This window comes from Variovorax sp. LARHSF232, assembly GCF_052871435.1.
Genome location: NZ_JBIXJS010000005.1, coordinates 106,540 through 123,394 on the forward strand (window position 1 = coordinate 106,540; position 16,855 = coordinate 123,394).

General features: G+C 66.8%; 17 protein-coding genes. 6 read left to right on the forward strand and 11 right to left on the reverse strand.

The window, feature by feature from the left end; all coding sequences use genetic code 11:
* The first annotated feature begins 49 nt into the window (after positions 1-49).
* Positions 50-1,495, forward strand: coding sequence for a cardiolipin synthase (gene cls, locus ACIPRI_RS14755; protein WP_446622207.1), 1,446 nt, complete (start codon positions 50-52; stop codon positions 1,493-1,495).
* Positions 1,496-1,696: 201 nt separating this feature from the next.
* Complete coding sequence (sbcB, locus tag ACIPRI_RS14760) at positions 1,697-3,142, forward strand: exodeoxyribonuclease I (RefSeq protein ID WP_446622208.1); 1,446 nt, start codon at positions 1,697-1,699, stop codon at positions 3,140-3,142.
* Between the two features lie 13 nt (positions 3,143-3,155).
* Here sbcB and ACIPRI_RS14765 read toward each other — a convergent pair whose 3' ends face one another.
* Complete coding sequence (locus ACIPRI_RS14765) at positions 3,156-3,674, reverse strand: peroxiredoxin (RefSeq protein WP_446622209.1); 519 nt, start codon at positions 3,672-3,674, stop codon at positions 3,156-3,158.
* Positions 3,675-3,807: 133 nt separating this feature from the next.
* On the opposite strand from ACIPRI_RS14765, the gene ACIPRI_RS14770 reads away from it, so the two are divergent.
* Positions 3,808-5,349 (forward strand): phospholipase D-like domain-containing protein, encoded by a 1,542-nt coding sequence (locus ACIPRI_RS14770; protein WP_446622210.1) that lies wholly within the window; start codon positions 3,808-3,810, stop codon positions 5,347-5,349.
* Between the two features lie 4 nt (positions 5,350-5,353).
* Here the strand turns inward: ACIPRI_RS14770 and ACIPRI_RS14775 are convergent, their stop codons facing one another.
* Together ACIPRI_RS14775 and ACIPRI_RS14780 are read right to left on the reverse strand one after the other, a co-directional pair.
* Complete coding sequence (locus ACIPRI_RS14775) at positions 5,354-5,725, reverse strand: nuclear transport factor 2 family protein (protein ID WP_446622211.1); 372 nt, start codon at positions 5,723-5,725, stop codon at positions 5,354-5,356.
* 14 nt (positions 5,726-5,739) lie between these two features.
* A complete protein-coding gene (locus ACIPRI_RS14780) occupies positions 5,740-8,211 on the reverse strand; it encodes a sodium-translocating pyrophosphatase (RefSeq protein ID WP_446622212.1) in 2,472 nt (823 codons plus the stop codon).
* Positions 8,212-8,466: 255 nt separating this feature from the next.
* Between ACIPRI_RS14780 and ppa the strand changes: the two genes are divergently transcribed.
* Positions 8,467-8,994, forward strand: a complete 528-nt coding sequence (ppa, locus tag ACIPRI_RS14785; RefSeq protein WP_446622213.1) for an inorganic diphosphatase — start codon at positions 8,467-8,469, stop codon at positions 8,992-8,994.
* Positions 8,995-9,070: 76 nt separating this feature from the next.
* Here the strand turns inward: ppa and ACIPRI_RS14790 are convergent, their stop codons facing one another.
* Both ACIPRI_RS14790 and ACIPRI_RS14795 read right to left on the reverse strand, forming a co-directional pair.
* Positions 9,071-10,252, reverse strand: a complete 1,182-nt coding sequence (locus ACIPRI_RS14790) for a GNAT family N-acetyltransferase (RefSeq protein ID WP_446622214.1) — start codon at positions 10,250-10,252, stop codon at positions 9,071-9,073.
* A 2-nt stretch (positions 10,253-10,254) separates the two neighbouring features.
* Positions 10,255-11,196 carry a DMT family transporter gene (locus ACIPRI_RS14795; RefSeq protein ID WP_446622215.1) on the reverse strand — a complete coding sequence of 314 codons (942 nt, stop codon included), beginning with the start codon at positions 11,194-11,196 and terminating at the stop codon, positions 10,255-10,257.
* A 107-nt stretch (positions 11,197-11,303) separates the two neighbouring features.
* Here ACIPRI_RS14795 and ACIPRI_RS14800 point away from each other — a divergent pair, with 107 nt between their 5' ends.
* Together ACIPRI_RS14800 and ACIPRI_RS14805 are read left to right on the forward strand one after the other, a co-directional pair.
* Positions 11,304-12,992, forward strand: coding sequence for an NAD+ synthase (locus tag ACIPRI_RS14800; protein WP_446622216.1), 1,689 nt, complete (start codon positions 11,304-11,306; stop codon positions 12,990-12,992).
* On the forward strand, positions 12,989-13,327 hold the full coding sequence (locus ACIPRI_RS14805) for a P-II family nitrogen regulator (protein ID WP_446622217.1): 339 nt from the start codon (positions 12,989-12,991) through the stop codon (positions 13,325-13,327). Before ACIPRI_RS14800 ends, ACIPRI_RS14805 begins: the two co-directional genes overlap by 4 nt.
* A gap of 154 nt (positions 13,328-13,481) precedes the next feature.
* Here the strand turns inward: ACIPRI_RS14805 and ACIPRI_RS14810 are convergent, their stop codons facing one another.
* From ACIPRI_RS14810 to ACIPRI_RS14835, 6 genes are read right to left on the reverse strand one after another with little or no spacing between them, the layout of a single operon-like run.
* Entirely contained in the window at positions 13,482-14,084 is a 603-nt protein-coding gene (locus tag ACIPRI_RS14810; protein ID WP_446622218.1) for an LOG family protein, read from the reverse strand.
* Between the two features lie 18 nt (positions 14,085-14,102).
* Complete coding sequence (locus ACIPRI_RS14815; protein ID WP_446622219.1) at positions 14,103-14,498, reverse strand: diacylglycerol kinase; 396 nt, start codon at positions 14,496-14,498, stop codon at positions 14,103-14,105.
* Entirely contained in the window at positions 14,491-15,066 is a 576-nt protein-coding gene (locus ACIPRI_RS14820; protein WP_446622220.1) for an RDD family protein, read from the reverse strand. Before ACIPRI_RS14820 ends, ACIPRI_RS14815 begins: the two co-directional genes overlap by 8 nt.
* Before the next feature lie 22 nt (positions 15,067-15,088).
* Complete coding sequence (locus ACIPRI_RS14825; protein ID WP_446622221.1) at positions 15,089-15,778, reverse strand: DUF3106 domain-containing protein; 690 nt, start codon at positions 15,776-15,778, stop codon at positions 15,089-15,091.
* A 4-nt stretch (positions 15,779-15,782) separates the two neighbouring features.
* Positions 15,783-16,217: a DUF3619 family protein gene (locus ACIPRI_RS14830; RefSeq protein WP_446622222.1), complete on the reverse strand. Its 435-nt coding sequence runs from the start codon at positions 16,215-16,217 to the stop codon at positions 15,783-15,785.
* Entirely contained in the window at positions 16,214-16,780 is a 567-nt protein-coding gene (locus tag ACIPRI_RS14835) for an RNA polymerase sigma factor (RefSeq protein WP_446622223.1), read from the reverse strand. Before ACIPRI_RS14835 ends, ACIPRI_RS14830 begins: the two co-directional genes overlap by 4 nt.
* Between the last annotated feature and the right edge of the window lie 75 nt (positions 16,781-16,855).

Consider the following 16,855-nt stretch of genomic DNA (forward strand, 5'->3'; position numbering starts at 1 on the left):
CACCGGCCTTTTTCTTTTGCGGCCGCAACACGAACGAGCGAGCCATCACTTGACCCTGCCCGAGATCAGCACCCAATGGAGCACCGGCTTGTCACTGGCCTGGAGCGCCTACATCGCGGTGCTGTCGGTCTGGATCGTCATGCAAAAGCGTGCGCCGGTTTCCACGCTCAGCTGGATCCTGTCGCTGGCGCTGCTGCCCTTGCTGGGCTTCTTCATCTACTACTTCCTGGGGCCGCAGCGGCTGGCGAAGCAGCGGCTCAAGCGCTTGCGCAGCCGTGCCAGCGCCCACGCGGCGGCCGACGTCGCATTGCTGCGCGAAGCCCAGGAGAAGGCGCCGCCCGCGTTACGCCAGCTGGCGGCGCTGGGCGCGGCGGCCGGCGGCCTGCCGGTGTCGAGCGCGACGCGGGTGGAGCTGCTGTCGGGCGGCGCCTGCACCTACGACGCCATCTTCGAAGCGATCCGCCAGGCGCGGCATCACGTCCACCTCGAGTACTACATCTACGAGCCCGACAACATCGGCACGCAGCTGCGTGATCTGTTGATCGAACGGGCGCGCGCCGGCGTGGCGGTACGCCTGCTGATCGACGCCCTGGGCTCCAAGCGGATCGGCCGCAAGTTCATGGCACCGATGCGCGAGGCCGGCATCGAGCTGGCCCTCTTTCACGACACGCGCATCGGCCGGCGCTTGCGCCCGGTCACCAACTACCGCACCCACCGCAAGATCGTGGTGTGCGACGGCCGGGTTGGCTTCACCGGCGGCGTGAACATCACCGACGAGGAAGACAAGCGCACGCGCGAGGACGCCTACCACGACGTGCATGTACGCCTGGAAGGAAGCGTGGTGCGCTGGCTGCAGACCACCTTTCTGGAAGACTGGACCTACGCCACCGGCGACGTGCCACGTGACATCGATGGCGACCTGTCGCAGCTGCTGCCGCAGGTGGAGGCAGGCGACATCCCGGTGCAGATCGTCACCAGCGGCCCCGACAGCCCGTTGGAGGCCATCCATCGCATGCACGTGGCGGCCATCAATACCTCTACCCGGCGCGCCTGGCTGACCACGCCGTATTTCGTGCCAGGCGAACCCGCAATGATGGCGCTGACCAGCGCGGCGCTGCGCGGCGTCGACGTGCGCCTGCTGGTGCCCCGACGCAGCGATTCGCTCATCGTCAGCGCCGCGGCGCGTTCCTACTTCGAGGAACTGATGGCCGCTGGCGTCAAGGTGTGGGAATACAAGGCGCGCATGCTGCATTCCAAGACGCTGGTGGTGGACGACGACTGCGCCATGATCGGCACCGCCAACTTCGACAACCGCAGCTTCCGGCTCAACTACGAGGTGATGGCGGTGGTCTACGGGCCCGAGCTCGCCAAGCCGTTGGCCGCCCAGTTCGAGACCGACCTCCACAGCTCGGCCGGCGTGCGCGGCCTGCGCAAGCAGCCTTTCGTGCGCCGATTGGGCGATGCGACCGCACGCCTCTTTTCGCCCTTGCTCTAGCTTGTTGCCGCGTCGGCCGCGTCGAGGCGCTGCAGTATCTGTCGCGCGGCCTTCTTCTCGCCGATTCTTGTCCACTTTGCCTCCACGCTTCGTGGCGCGGCTGCGCATCGGCACAGTTGCCCATGCGATTGCCGCTATTCTTGGCACCTGCCGGCCGCGTGCCCGAGCCGGCGCAATTCCAACGCGGCGCCATTCTTCCACATGAGTTCACACACCTTCCTCTGGCACGACTACGAAACCTTCGGCACGGTGCCGCGCCGTGATCGTCCGGCCCAGTTCGCGGCCATCCGCACCGACAGCGAGCTCAATGAAGTGGGCGAGCCGCTCATGCTCTACTGCCAGCCGGCGCCCGACTTCCTGCCAAACCCCGGTTCCTGCCTGATCACCGGCATCACGCCGCAGATCTGCCTGGAGCGCGGCGTGCCCGAACATGAGTTCGCGGCCCAGATCGAGCGCGCCTTCGCCCAGCCAAGCACCATCGGCGTGGGCTACAACACCATCCGCTTCGACGACGAAGTCACGCGCTTCCTGTTCTGGCGCAACTTGATCGACCCCTACGCACGCGAGTGGCAGAACGACTGCGGACGCTGGGACCTGCTCGACGTCGTGCGCCTGACCTACGCCCTGCGGCCCGAGGGCATCGAGTGGCCCACGAAGGAAGACGGCTCGCCCAGCTTCAAGCTAGAGGACCTGGCGCGCGCCAACGGTTTGCTGCACGAGGCAGCGCACGATGCCCTGTCCGACGTGCGCGCCACCATCGCCCTGGCACGGCTCATTCGCGATCGCCAGCCCAAGCTGTTCGACTTTGCCCTCGGGCTGCGCAAGAAGGAGCGGGTGGCCGTCGAGCTGGGCCTGCCTGCCGCGCCGGGGAACACGCGGCCCTTCCTGCACGTGTCGGGCATGTTCCCGGTCGAGCGGGGCTGCCTGGCCGTGATGTGGCCGCTGGCCAGTCACCCGACCAATCGCAACGAATTGCTCGCCTGGGACCTGAGCGTCGACCCCTCGGAACTGGCCGCCCTGGACGCGGCCACCATTCGCGAGCGGCTCTTCACCCGCACGGCGGATCTGGCCGAAGGCGTCACACGCCTGCCCATCAAGAGCGTGCATCTGAACAAGTCGCCGATGGTGGTGGGCAACCTCAAGACGCTCAGCACGGCGATGGCGCAACGCTGGGGCATCGACGTGGCGCAGGCGCTGCGGCACGCCGAGCTTGCATTGGGCCTGCCCGACATGAGCGCGATCTGGCCCGAGGTCTTCGCCCGGCCCAAGGAAAGCACGCCGGACGTCGACGAGGACTTGTACGGCGGCTTTGTCGGCAACGGCGACCGGCGCCGGCTCGATCATCTGCGCAGCCTGTCGCCGGCCGAACTGGCGCGCGCGCGCAGCGGTTTCGACGATGCGCGGCTGGAAGAACTGCTGTTCCGCTACCGGGCGCGTAACTTTCCCGAGACCTTGTCCGAAGAAGAGGTGGAGCGCTGGGAGCAGCACCGCGTGGCGCGACTGCTCGAAGGTGAGGGCGGTGCGCGCAACGTCGACGCCTACTTCGCCGAGATCGACCAGCTTGCCCAAGGGGCAGATGACGAACGCACCGAAGCCATTCTTTCGCAGCTGTACGACTACGCCGAGGCCATCGCGCCTTCGGCGTGAATGGCGCGCTGACCTATCTCTTGCCGCTGTTCTGCGGCAGCTCCTTGACGGCGGCCAGCATCTTCTCGACGTGCTTGAAGGGGTTGAGGCTCTGGTAGAAGTAGGCCACGGTGCCGTTGGGCGCCACCACGTAGGAGATCCGGTTGGCGAAGTCGGGGCGGGTTTGCATCAAGGCATCGAAGCCCTTGCTGATGTCCTTGTTGGCATCGGAGGCCACCGGAAACTTGCCCTGGCAGGACTGGCTCGAGAATTTCGCCAGCGTTTCGAGGTCATCCGTCGAGACGCCGATCACGCTGGTGCCCAGTGCCTTGAACTGCTCGATGGCTTCCGCGAAGGCGTGCGCCTCGATCGAACAGCCGGTCGAAAAGGCAGCCGGAAAGAAATAGACCACCACCGGGCCTTTGGCCAGTTCGGCTGCCAGCGAGTAGGTGAAGGGCTTGCCGTCCAGCGCGGCCTGCGCGTTGAACTTGGGCGCCGCTTCGCCGATGTCAAGGGCAGCCCGGGCTGGCGCGACGAACGCAAGTGCGGGCATGATCGCGAGCGTCGCAAGAACCTTAGCGAATGAAAGCGTCATGTTCAGAATCTCCCCATGGGTCGCCGGCATCTTATTCCGCTCGCGGGCTCGATGCATGAAGGCCCCTGGATTGGCCTTTTGGACAGCGATCTTGCTGGCAGGCGCCGTTCTCGCGGGCTGCGGCAGCCTGCCGGCGAAGAACGTGATGGTGACCGGCCCCACCTGGGCGCTGGCTGTCGACGAGACCACGGCCCTCGCAAAGATTGCCCACGCCTCAACGCCGCCGGACGAGCACACCGGCTTTCGCCTGATGCCACTGGGCGTGTATTCGCTGGACGCGCGGATCGAGTTGGCCCAGCGGGCGCAGCGCTCGCTCGACGTGCAGTACTACGTGATCGAGAACGACGGCACCGGCCGGCTGCTGCTGCGGCACCTGAAGGAGGCGGCGCTGCGCGGGGTGCGGGTGCGCCTCCTGATCGACGACCTCTACACCGCCAAGAGCCAGGAGCTGCTGATGTCGCTCAACGCCACGCCCAACGTGGAGGTGCGGCTGTTCAATCCCTTCTGCTGCGCGCGTGGCGGCCTGGTGAGCCGCTTCGCCGCTTCACCCTTCGAGATCGCGCGCCTGAACCACCGCATGCACAACAAGCTGTTCATTGCCGACGGCGTGATCGGCGTGGCGGGCGGACGCAACATCGCCGACGAATACTTCACGCTCAACAGCGCGCAGAACTTCGTCGACATGGACGCGATGTTCATGGGCATGGTGGTGCCTCAGCTGGAAGGCATCTTCGACGACTACTGGAACAGCGAAGAGGTCTACCCGATCGCCACCATCGTGTCGCCGCGCTCCGGCCGCGCCGCAATGGCCGAAGAGTTCGACGCCCAGGTCGAGATGTCGGCGCCGGCACCCAAGGTGGTGCTGCCGCCCACGGATGTGCTGGGCTACGGACCGATCGGCGAAGAACTCGATGCCGGGCGCATCGGCATGATCTGGGGCAAGGCCATCGCCGTGGCCGATCCGCCCACCAAGCTGCGCTCGATGAGCGCCGACGAGGCCTTCGCCACCAGCGTGACGGCACGCGTCTGGGTGCAGCTGATGCAGGCCCAGAGCGAGGTCTACATGACCTCGCCCTATCTGGTGCCGGGCGAACGCGGCATGGAGGCCTTCGAGGAACTGCGCGGGCGCGATGTCAAGGTGACGCTGCTCACCAACTCGCTGGCCGCCAACGACGAGCCGCTGGTGCACGGCGGCTACGCGCGCTACCGCGAAAAGCTGCTGAAAGCCGGCGTTGACCTTTACGAGCTGAGCCCGGCGCGCACCACCAGCAACAAGCGCCTGGGCATGTTCGGTAATTCGCTGGGCCGACTGCATGCCAAGACCGCGGTCATCGACAAGAAGACGCTCCTGCTCGGCTCGGTCAACCTGGATCCGCGCTCCGCCACCTCGAACACCGAACTGGGCATCCTCGTCGAAAGCCCGCAACTGGCGCGGGAGCTGCTGCGGGTCATCAACATCAGCAAGCTGGAAAGTGCGTACCGGCTGCGGCTGGCGTCTGATGGTGGCGCGATCGAGTGGCTCACCATGGACGAAGACCGGGAGGTGGTCCTGCACTACGAGCCCGAGTCCACCTGGACGCAGCGGCTCTACAACACCCTGTTCAGCCCGCTGGTGCCGGAAGACCTGCTCTAGCTGGCTAGGGACGCGGCGCAAACTGCGCCGGGTCGTAGAAGAATTCTTCCTGGGCAATGCGCTCGCCTTCCCAGCGTTGCCAGGCCAGCTCTTCCATGCGGCGGGTGCTGCCGTCCAGTCCGGTGAAGGTGAAGATCCATCGGATCACCACGTGGTCGCCGTTGACGAACACGGGCTGCACGCACTCCGACACCACCTTGGCGGTGCGCGCCAGCACCGCCTTTTCGTGCGCGACCAGGACATCGCGGCCGCGTCGCGGCTCGCCCTGGTTCTCGCGCATCGTGGCGCCTTCGGTGTAGTAGTCCTCGATGGCCTGCGCATGCGCGCCGCTCTCCACCGCGGCAATGAAGGCCTGAAGCGTGGCGGCGCTGGGCATGGGGCTTTTCCTTCTTACTGCAGCTTGACTTCGACACGCCGGGCCTCGGCCGGCGGGCCGTCGGCGCTGGTCTGCTGCGGCTTGGCCAGCTCGATCCTGTCTTCCGCCACGCCGGCGGCCTTGAGCACGGCGACGACCGAGACGGCGCGCTGTCTGGCCAGTTCGGCATTCTTGGCCGGGTCGCCGCTGGCGTCGTGGTAGCCGCTGACCATGGCGCGCGATCCGCCTTGCACGGCCTTCACGATGTCGGCCAGCGCGGTATTGGCGCCACTGGCCACCTCGGCACTGCCGGTGGCGAAGTAGATCTTGACCACGCCGCCTTCGTTCTTGATCGAGGCGCCGGTGTCGGCCGGGCCGGGGCCTGCGGCGGGCGCGGTGATCGTGGCGGGCGCAGGGACAGCCGGCGCGGCGGCGACCTCGCCGCCATGGAACTTCACCACCAGCGGCACGATCAGCAGCGCGACGATGTTGATGATCTTGATCAGCGGGTTGACGGCCGGGCCGGCGGTGTCCTTGTAGGGGTCGCCCACCGTGTCGCCAGTGACGGCCGCCTTGTGCGCCTCGCTGCCCTTGCCGCCGAAGTTACCGTCCTCGATGTACTTCTTGGCGTTGTCCCAGGCGCCGCCGCCGGTGCACATGGAGATGGCAACGAAGAGGCCCGTGACGATGGTGCCCATCAGCAAGCCGCCCAGCGCCTTCGGCCCCAGCACGAGGCCGACGACGATCGGCACCAGCACCGGCAACAACGAGGGAATCATCATTTCCTTGATGGCAGCGCCGGTAAGCATGCTCACCGCGCGGCCGTACTCGGGCTTGCCGGTGCCTTCCATGATGCCGGGGATCTCGCGGAACTGGCGGCGCACTTCCTCCACCACCGCGCCGGCGGCGCGGCCCACGGCTTCCATGGCCATGGCGCCGAACAGGTAGGGGATCAGGCCGCCGATGAACAGGCCGACGATCACCAGCGGGTCGGACAGGTTGAAGCTGATCGCGCTGCCGTAGGACTCCAGCTTGTGGGTGTAGTCGGCAAACAGAACCAGCGCGGCCAAGCCGGCCGAACCGATGGCATAGCCCTTGGTCACCGCCTTGGTGGTGTTGCCCACGGCGTCGAGCGGATCGGTGATGTCGCGCACGGAGGAGGGCAGCTCGCTCATCTCGGCGATGCCGCCGGCGTTGTCGGTAATCGGACCGTAGGCGTCCAGCGCCACGATGATGCCGGCCATGCTCAGCATCGCGGTAGCGGCCACCGCGATGCCGTACAGGCCACCCAGCGTGTACGAGGCAATGATGGCGATGCACACGCAGATCACCGGCCAGGCGGTGGAGCGCATCGACACGCCCAGGCCGGCAATGATGTTGGTGCCGTGGCCGGTGGTGGAGGCCTTGGCCACATGCTGCACCGGCTTGAATTGCGTGCCGGTGTAGTACTCGGTGATCCATACCAGCGCGGCTGTCAGCGCCAGTCCGACGAAGCAGGCGCCGAACAGGCGCAGCTGGCTGCCGGTCTCGCGGATGGCGTGATCGGGAATGAGCCAGGCAGTGACGAACCAGAAGGCGATCAGCGACAGCACGCCCGACACCGCCAGGCCCTTGTAGAGCGCCGGCATAACGTTGACCATGCCGGGCGAGGCCTTGACGAAGAAGCAGCCGATGATCGAGGCAATGATCGACACGGCGCCGAGCGCCAGCGGATAGAGCACCGCATTCATCGGCGCCGCCGCCACCATCAGGGCGCCCAGCACCATGGTGGCAATCAGGGTCACGGCGTAGGTTTCGAACAGGTCGGCCGCCATGCCGGCGCAGTCGCCGACGTTGTCACCCACGTTGTCGGCAATCACTGCCGGATTGCGCGGGTCGTCTTCCGGAATGCCGGCCTCGACCTTGCCCACCAGGTCGGCGCCGACATCAGCGCCCTTGGTGAAGATGCCGCCGCCCAGGCGGGCGAAGATGGAAATGAGCGAGGCGCCGAAGGCAAAGCCGATCAACGGATCGAGCAGCTTGGCCAGGCTCTTGTCCGGCGTGAGTTGCCCGTTGCCCACCAGGAACCAGAAAAAAACCGTGACGCCCAAGAGGCCCAGGCCCACCACCAGCATGCCGGTGATGGCGCCGCCGCGGAAGGCCACGTCCAATGCCGGCCCGATGCCCTTGGTCGCAGCTTGGGCGGTGCGCACGTTGGCCCGCACCGACACGTTCATGCCGATGAAGCCGCAAGCGCCCGACAGCACCGCACCGACCACGAAGCCGACCGCGGTCGTCACATGAAGAAAGATGCCGATCAGGATGGCCAGCACCACGCCGACGATCGCGATGGTGCGGTACTGCTTGGCCAGGTAGGCCGCCGCGCCGGTCTGGATCGCCGCCGCGATCTCCTGCATGCGCGCGTTGCCGGGGTCCTTGGCGAGAATCCAACTGCGGGCCCAGATGCCATATGCGACGGCCGCGAGGCCGCACACGATGGCAAGGACGAGAGGGGTGTTGCCAGTCATGCCTTGCTTCTCCAGTAGTTCGTTGTGACTTACGGAGACGAAGGCTCGGAATTTCCGGTGCGCAACGCGTACGGGGTCAGAGCCTTCGCCGCGTTGCTTCCTCGAAGCCACCCTTCGCGCTGGAGGGGTGGCCGATTGGCCAACGTGGGCAATTTACAGGCAAAAGACAGAAACCGTGTGAATCTGCCGTGACGCGGAAAGTAAAATTCGGGTTTCTCCCCAGTTCCCTAGCACTTTCCACTACTCGAAAAAAGCATGGCCTTCGACAAAGTCTCCCCCGGTAAAAACCTCCCCGAGAACTTCAACGTCGTCATCGAAATCCCGATGAACGCTGACCCCATCAAGTACGAAGTGGACAAGGAATCCGGCGCGATCTTCGTCGACCGCTTCATGACCACCGCCATGTACTACCCGGCCAACTACGGCTACGTGCCGCAAACCCTGTCGGGCGACGGCGATCCGGTGGACGTGCTGGTGATCACCCCCTATCCGCTGCATCCCGGCGTGGTCGTGCCCTGCCGTCCGCTGGGCATCCTCATGATGGAAGACGAAGCCGGCGTGGACGGCAAGGTGCTGGCCGTGCCCACCGACAAAGTGCTGCCCATCTACAGCCACTGGAAATCGGTGGAAGACGTGAACCAGATGCGCCTGAAGGCCATCAGCCACTTCTTCGAGCACTACAAGGACCTGGAAGAGGGCAAGTGGGTCAAAGTGCTTGGCTGGGAAGGCATCGAGGCTGCCAAGAAGGAGATCCTGGACGGCGTGGCGGCGTACAAGAAGTAAGTTCGCGCGCGCCAGTCTTCGCTCGCAAGAGACGACGCCTCGCCGGCTCCTGCCGCGAGGCGTTTTTCGTTGGCTTTCAGGCTTCGCCCCGGAAGGGACTGCGTTCGTTCAGGTGGTCGAGGTAGTTGTCGATGCCAGCGCCCTCGCGCGCGAGAAAACGCTCGACTGCATCGGCAAAGGCCGGATGTGCCAGCCAGTGCGCGCTGGTGGTGCGTACCGGCATCAAGGCGCGCGCCATCTTGTGCTCGCCCTGGGCGCCGCCTTCGAAGCGCGGGACCCCGTGCTCGATGCACCATTGCAGCGGTTGGTAGTAGCAGGCCTCGAAATGCAGGCAGTCGACCCGCTCGAGCGCGCCCCAGTAGCGGCCATAGGCGGCCTCGGGCGCTGTGCCGCCCGTCGCGTCGTGCGACAGTGCGATCAGGCTGCTGGCGATCGGCCGTCCCTCGCGTTCGGCAATGAAGAGCAACCAGGCCTCGGGCATCTGCGCGGCCATGCGCAAGAAGAAGTCAGGCGTCAGGTAGGGCGGATTACCGTGCTCGCGATAGGTGCGGGCGTAGCAGCGATAGAAGAAAGCCCAGTCGGTCGCCGTGATGTCCGCGCCACGCGCCCAGCGGAAGTTGACGCCGGCATCGTGCACCTTGCGGCGCTCCTGCCGGATCTTCTTGCGCTTGTCGTGCGACAGGCCGGCCAGGAAGGCGTCGAAATCGGCCCAGCCCTGGTTGAGCCAGTGAAACTGCACCGTGTGGCGCAGCATGAGGCCGGCGTCGTCGCAGGCGGCGATGTCCTCGTCGGCACCGAACAGCAGGTGCAGGGACGACAACTTCTGTTGGCCGCACCAGGCGAGCAGGGCCTGCACCAGAGCAGCGCGGCTGGCCGCGTCGCGTGCCAGCAGGCGCGTGCCGGGGACCGGGGTGAAGGGCACCGCGACCAGGCCCTTGGGGTAGTACGCCAGGCCATGCTCCTGGTAGGCGTTGGCCCAGGCCCAGTCGAACACGTACTCGCCGTAGGAGTGGTCCTTGATGTAGAGCGGGCAGGCAGCCATCAGCGCGCTGCCCTGCCACAAGGTGATGAAGCGCGGCGTCCAGCCGCTGGCCGGCACCGCGCTCAGGCTTTGGTCCAGCGCGCTCAGGTAGGCATGGCGCATGAAGGGCGAGGGGGACGCCTGTGCGGCCAACAGGGCGTCCCAGGCGGCCGCGTCGATCTCGTTGGGCGAGGCGTGGACGCGCGCCACCTGATCGCTTGCGCGTGCCTTTGCCATGTTCAAACCCGTCGCGCGCCCAGGCGCTCCGCAATGTAGATGCCGCCCAGCACCAGGGCCAATGCCGCGCCGTGGTAGAGCGAAATAGGCTCGCCGAGCACCACAAGCGCCAGCAGCGGCCCGAAGATCGGAACCAGGTTGAGGAACACGCCGGCGCGCGCCGGGCCGATCAGTCCCACCGCCTGGATGAAGGTCACTTGCGACACGAAAGATGGCAAGAGCCCGACAAAGGCGATCAGCACCCATCCCTTGGCGCTGGGCCAGAAAAACCGGCCCGTGGCCACTTCGGTGGCCACCAGCGGCAGCGACACCAGGCAGGCCACCAGCGCGGTGGCGGCAAAGAACACGATGGCCGGCACCTCGGGGCGACGGCGCAAGCCCAGCGTGTAGCCCGCATAGAGCACGCAGGCAACGATCATCCAGACGTCGCCGATGTTGAAGTCCAGCCGGGCCAGCTGCGCCAGCTGGCCGTGCGAGGCCACCACCACGATGCCCGCCAGCGTCACCAGCACGCCGAACCACTGCAGTGCGCCGACCCGGGTGGCGTAGAAGAGCACGCTGCCCATCAGCACCAGCACGGGAATGGCGCCCTGCAGGATGGCGATGTTGATGGCCGTGGTGTGGTGAGCCGCCGCGTAGAACAGCGCGTTGAAACCGGTGAAGCCCAACGCACCCATCAGCGCGATGGCGCGCCAATGCGGCAGCAGCGCACGCCAATGTGCCTGGATCGGTGCGCGCGCGAAAAGCAGCAGCGCCGCGCAGGAGATGCCCCAGCGCATGAAGGTCAGGAACATCGGCGAGACCTCGCCCACCGCCAGCCGCGCCGCCACGGCATTGGCGCCCCAGATCAAGGTGGTGAAGACCAGCAGCAGGTAGGCCTGGGTGGCGGGACGGGCAGCCTTGGCGTCGAGCAGGCTGGGGGAAACGGAAGGGCCGGTGCGCATTGCCGCAAAGCGTAGCAGCCCATGCGCGAGCGCGTGGCCGGTGCCCGCGCAAAGCCTTGGGTCAAGGGGCGAATGACATAATCGTTGCAGCCTTCACTTCCCCGTCTATGACTCTCAAGATCGCCATCGCGCAGCTCAATTTCGTGGTGGGTGATCTTGCCGGCAACGCCCGCAAGATCATCGACGCGGCCCGCACGGCGCACGCGCAAGGGGCGCGTCTGCTGCTCACGCCCGAACTTTCGATCTGCGGCTACGCCGCCGAAGACCTGTTCCTGCGCCCCGCCTTCATCGCCGGCTGCGACGAAGCGGTGCGCACGGTGGCGCGCGAGCTGGCCCAACTGGAAGGCATGACGGTGGTGGTCGGCCATCCAAGCGGCCACAGCGTGCGTAGCCGCTCCGTTGCGGTGCAGATGCGCCATAACGCGGCGAGCGTGATCCGCGAGGGCCGCATCCTCGAGACCTACGCCAAGCGCGAGCTGCCCAACTACCAGGTGTTCGACGAGCGGCGCTACTTCACGCCGGGCGAGGGCAGCTGCGTGTTCGAGGTGGGCGGTGTCTCGGTAGGCCTCCTGATCTGCGAAGACGCCTGGTTCGACGAACCGGCCCAGCTGGCCAAGCGGGCCGGTGCCGAGGTGCTGGCGGTCATCAATGCCTCCCCCTACCACGTGGGCAAGGAAGGCGAGCGGATGGCGCGCATGGCCGAGCGCGCGCAGGCCGCCGGCTTGCCGCTGATCTACGCGCACCTGGTGGGTGGGCAGGACGAGGTCATCTTCGATGGCGCTTCGTTCGCCCTGCAGGCTGACGGTACGACGGCCGCGCAAGCCGCAAGCTTCAAGGAAGAAATCGCCTGCCTCGAACTGGAGCGCCAAGGCGATTTTATGCGCGTCGTTGCGCAACAGGTGCCTGCGGCCCGCAGCGCGCCGGCGCAGCTGTGGGACGCACTGGTGCTGGGCGTGCGCGACTACATTGGAAAGAACGGCTTTCCCGGTGCCATCCTGGGCCTGTCTGGCGGCATCGATTCCGCGCTGGTGCTGGCGGTGGCCGTGGACGCGCTGGGCAAGGACAAGGTGCGCGCCGTCATGATGCCTTCGCCCTACACGGCCGACATCAGCTGGATCGACGCCCGCGAGATGGCAAGCCGACTGGGCGTGCGCTACGACGAGATCTCCATCAAGGGCACCTTCGAATCCTTCAAGAGCGCGCTGGCCGGCGAGTTCCAGGGCCTGCCCGAGGACGCGACGGAAGAGAACATCCAGGCACGCATCCGCGGCACCTTGCTGATGGCCCTGTCCAACAAGTTCGGCTCGATCGTGCTCACCACCGGCAACAAGAGCGAAATGGCCACCGGCTACTGCACGCTGTATGGCGACATGGCGGGTGGCTTTGCCGTCATCAAGGACCTGCTGAAGACCACGGTGTTCGAGCTGGCGCGCTGGCGCAACGAGAACGATCCTTACGGCACCGGGGCACAGCCGATTCCCGAACGCATCATCACCCGCCCGCCCAGCGCCGAGCTGCGCCCCGACCAGACCGACCAGGACAGCCTGCCCCCCTACGACATCCTGGACGGCATCCTGGCGCGCTATATGCAAGACGACGAGAGCGTCGACGCGATCATTGCCGCGGGCTACGAGCGCGCCGTGGTCGAGCGCGTGGTGCGCCTGATCAAGATCAACGAGTACAAGCGCCGCCAGGCGCCCGTCGGGATTCGGGTCACGCACCGCAGCTTCGGCAAGGATTGGCGTTACCCTATCACCAGCAAATTCAACGAAACCGCCGGGAGCACACCGCAATGAAGCAGATCACCGCCATCGTCAAACCCTTCAAGCTCGACGACGTGCGCGAAGCGCTCGCCGAGGTCGGCGTCACTGGCCTCACGGTGACCGAGGTCAAGGGTTTCGGCCGCCAGAAGGGCCACACCGAGCTCTATCGCGGCGCCGAGTACGTGGTCGATTTCCTGCCCAAGATGAAGATCGAGGTCGTCGTGAACGAGGGCGACGTCGAGCGCTGTGTCGATGCCATCGTCGGGGCCGCGCGCACCGGCAAGATCGGCGACGGCAAGATCTTCGTCACCAACGTGGAGCGCGTGGTGCGCATCCGTACCGGTGAGCAGGACGAGGCCGCGGTTTAGGCCAGCCCCCCGGCTTTTCACTTCGCTTCGCTGCGTGTAATTCGCCACCCCCCGAGGGGGAGACCCCATCAGCGGCCCGGCAAAGCCGGTTCCGCGATGTGTGCTGGTTTGGGAGCAGGCGCACCGGCGCGTGCCCCGCACCCCGGTTCTTTTTCTAGATGTTCTCGGCGAGTCGGTCGTCCTTGGCGTGGCGCGGGACGTCTTCGCGCAGGGCCTCCAGCAGTGCATGTGGCTCTTCGCCGGTGCGGATCAGGTCCATCTGCCACTCGCCCATGAAAGCTTCGCGCACGCTGTCGCGCAGGAAGCCGAGCATGCCGTCGTAGTAGCCGGCCACGTTGAGCAGGCCGACCGGCTTGTCGTGGTAGCCGAGTTGGCGCCAAGTCCAGATCTCGAACAATTCCTCGAAGGTGCCGATGCCGCCGGGCAGGGCCAGGAAGGCGTCGGAGCGGTGCGCCATCATGGCCTTGCGCTCGTGCATGGTGTCGACCACGTGCAGCTCGTCGCACAACGGATTGGCCAGTTCCTTGTCGACCAGCGCCTTGGGGATCACGCCGACCACACGGCCGCCGGCGGCCCGCGTGCTCTCGGCCACCAGGCCCATCAGCCCGGTGCGGCCGCCGCCGTAGACCAGCTGGCCGCCTTGCCGGCCGATCCATTGGCCCACGGCCCGGGCGCTGTCGGCAAATTCCGGGCGCGCGCCAGGACGCGAGCCGCAGTAGACGCAAATCGAGAAGGTAGGGGAAGAGGGGGAATTCATGCCCCCATCATGCCAAGTTCAGACGACGAATCGATGCCAGAACGCGGCCAGCCAGACGCCGCCAGCGAGCAGCAGCGCCAGGAGCACGGCGGCGCTGCCCATGTCCTTGGCCTGCTTGGACAGGTCGTGCCACTCGGGACCGATGCGGTCGATGGCGGATTCCACCGCGGTGTTGAGCAGTTCCACGATCATGACCAGCAGCACACTGCCGGCCAGGATCGCCGTCTCGACCCAGTTGCGGCCCAGCCAGAAGGCCAGGGGGATCATCAGGATCGCCAGGATCGTCTCTTGGCGGAAGGCCGTCTCGCCCCAGCCCGCGCGCAGGCCGTGCAGCGAGATCAGCATGGCATGCCAGATGCGCCCCAGGCCGGCGCGGCCGAGCTGGGTGTTGGCTGCGCTTTTCCGCTCAGCCATGTCGCCCGACGGGCTCAGCGCGCACCAGCCGGGTGCCGGCCCAGGCGTCGTGCCAAAACTGCTGCAGCGGATGGAAGCGCGAGAGTACGGCCCAGACGGCCACCCAGCCGAGGACGATCACCGTCGATTCGCCGGCGCCAAGCTCGAAGAAGGACAGCCCCGCCAGCGGCGGCAGGAACCAGAGCCAGCTGAGCAGATAGCGCAGCAGCGCCCTGGGCTGGCTCAGTGGACGCCCCTGGCGGTCGACCACGCGGATGCCCCAGGTCTTCATGGCCAGGGTCTGCCCCCTGGACCAGAACCAGGTGAAGTAGACGCCCAGCACCAGGAAGAGAAAGCCCTGCAGCATCGGATGGCGGCTGCCGTCGACCGCATTGCGCATCTGCGTGAGGGTGCTGAAAAGCCAGCCTGCCATGAAGACCACGGCAAAGAGCAGCATGCCTTCATAAAGCCAGCAGGCCATGCGGCGCCCCAGGCCGGGTGCCTGCAGCGTGACGGGGGCGGGTGCCTGTGCAAAGGCTTCAGGCCGGGCGGCGCCTTGGGCCGGCGACTCGGGGAGTGTGGGATTCATCGTTGCCGAGGCGTTCAGTGGCTCAGGGAGCCTCGACCGGCTTGAGGGCCGCAGGCGTCGCGCTCGCGGGCGCGGACGATGTCGCCGCGGGAGGCGGCGCCAGCTGGATGCGTGGCAGCTTGCTGCTGCTTGCGGCCACGCTGGGCACCGGCGCCAACTTCTGGGCTGGAACAGGGCGCACGGGCGCGGCGGCGCTGGGCGGCCGGCTGCCGGCGCGCTCGGCGAGCTTGCGCCTTTCTTCGTCGCTCAAGGCCTGGTAGGCCTCCCACTTGGCCTTGCGCTCTTCCTGCGGCGCCAGACGCTTGACCTCGGCGAAGTTCAGCCGGGCCCGGGTGCGGTCTTGCGGGCTGAGGGCAGCCCACTCGGTCATCCGGCTGTGCAGCAGCGCCTGGTCGTCCGGGCTCATGCTGTCGTAGTTGCGCGACAGGGCGATCCACTTGCGCTTTTGCGCCGCATGCAGGCCGTTCCAGTGCGGGGCCAGCGGGCTCAGCGACTGCTGCTGGTCAGGGCTGAGCTCGTTCCACAGGGGGCGCGAGACGGTGGGAGCCTTGGCAGCCGACGCTGCGTTGCCGTTGGACCCGGCCTGCGCTGTAACGGGTTGTGAATGCGTGGGGCCGGACGCCAGAGCGCCCGAGAGAAGCAGCAGGCAGGCCAGAGCCGCGCCAAACGTGGACGAACTCCCGGCGGCGCGGCGCTCTCGGCGAATGCTCAAGGGGTCAGTTGGCAAGGCCGTCGTCGCTCTTGAGGAACTGGGCAAACCCGGGGTCGGTGTAGGCGGCGGGCGGCAAGTCGCCGGTGAGCAGCGCGGCGTCGACCTCAGCCACCTCGCTGGCGCGGTTGTCGTCCTGCAGCGCGCTGATGGCCACCAGTCCGGCGGCCAGGGCGATCAGGGGCAGGGCGGAGGCGATCCGGCCCCACCAGCCGCCGCCCAGGACCAGGGCGCCGCTGCGGCCGACGGTTGTCGTATCGGTGCGTGCCTGCACCAGCTTGCGACGCGCAAGCGCCTGCACGCATCCGGCACGCAGGCGCTCGGCGATGTCGTGCGGCAGATCCTGGCTGCCGGCCGTCAGGCGCGCGGCGACGCGGGCGCCAAAACGCGCCTCCTGGTCGGCAGCCCCGGCGGGGGAGACGGATGATTGAAACGTGCTCACAGTTGGATTCCCTTGGCCTTGAGCGCGCGGCTCAACGCATGAACGGCGCGTGAACAATGGGTCTTGACGCTGCCCTCTGAACAGCCCATGGCGGCCGCCGTTTCGGCGACGTCCAGCTCCTCCCAGTAACGTAACAGGAACGCTTCGCGTTGACGGCCCGGCAGCGCCTCGATCTCCACTTCGATCTCTCGCAGGATCTGGGCCCGGCGGGTGGTGTCTTCAGCGCTCTCGGTTACCCGCGTGTCGACGTTGGTGGCCAGGCTCTCCAGCAGGTCGAATTCGCCATCGGCGTCCGCCGACTCGAAATCGCTCATGTTGGAGAAGAGAGCCCGCCGGGTCTTCTGGCGCCGGAACCAGTCCAGGGTGCAGTTGGACAGGATGCGCTGGAACAGCATCGGCAGTTCGTCGATCGGCTTGTCGCCGTAGTGCTCGGACAGTTTCATCATGCTGTCCTGCACGATGTCGAGCGCTGCTTCTTCGTCCCGCACGTGGTAGACCGAACGCTTGAATGCGCGTCGCTCGACACTCTTGAGGAAGTCGGAAAGTTCTTTTTCGGTGGCCAAGCGGGAAAGTTGCGCGGGGCGCTCGTGGTGTCTTGTCTGTTTGGCGCGCGCTCGGTGGCGGGCCTCTTCTTGCAG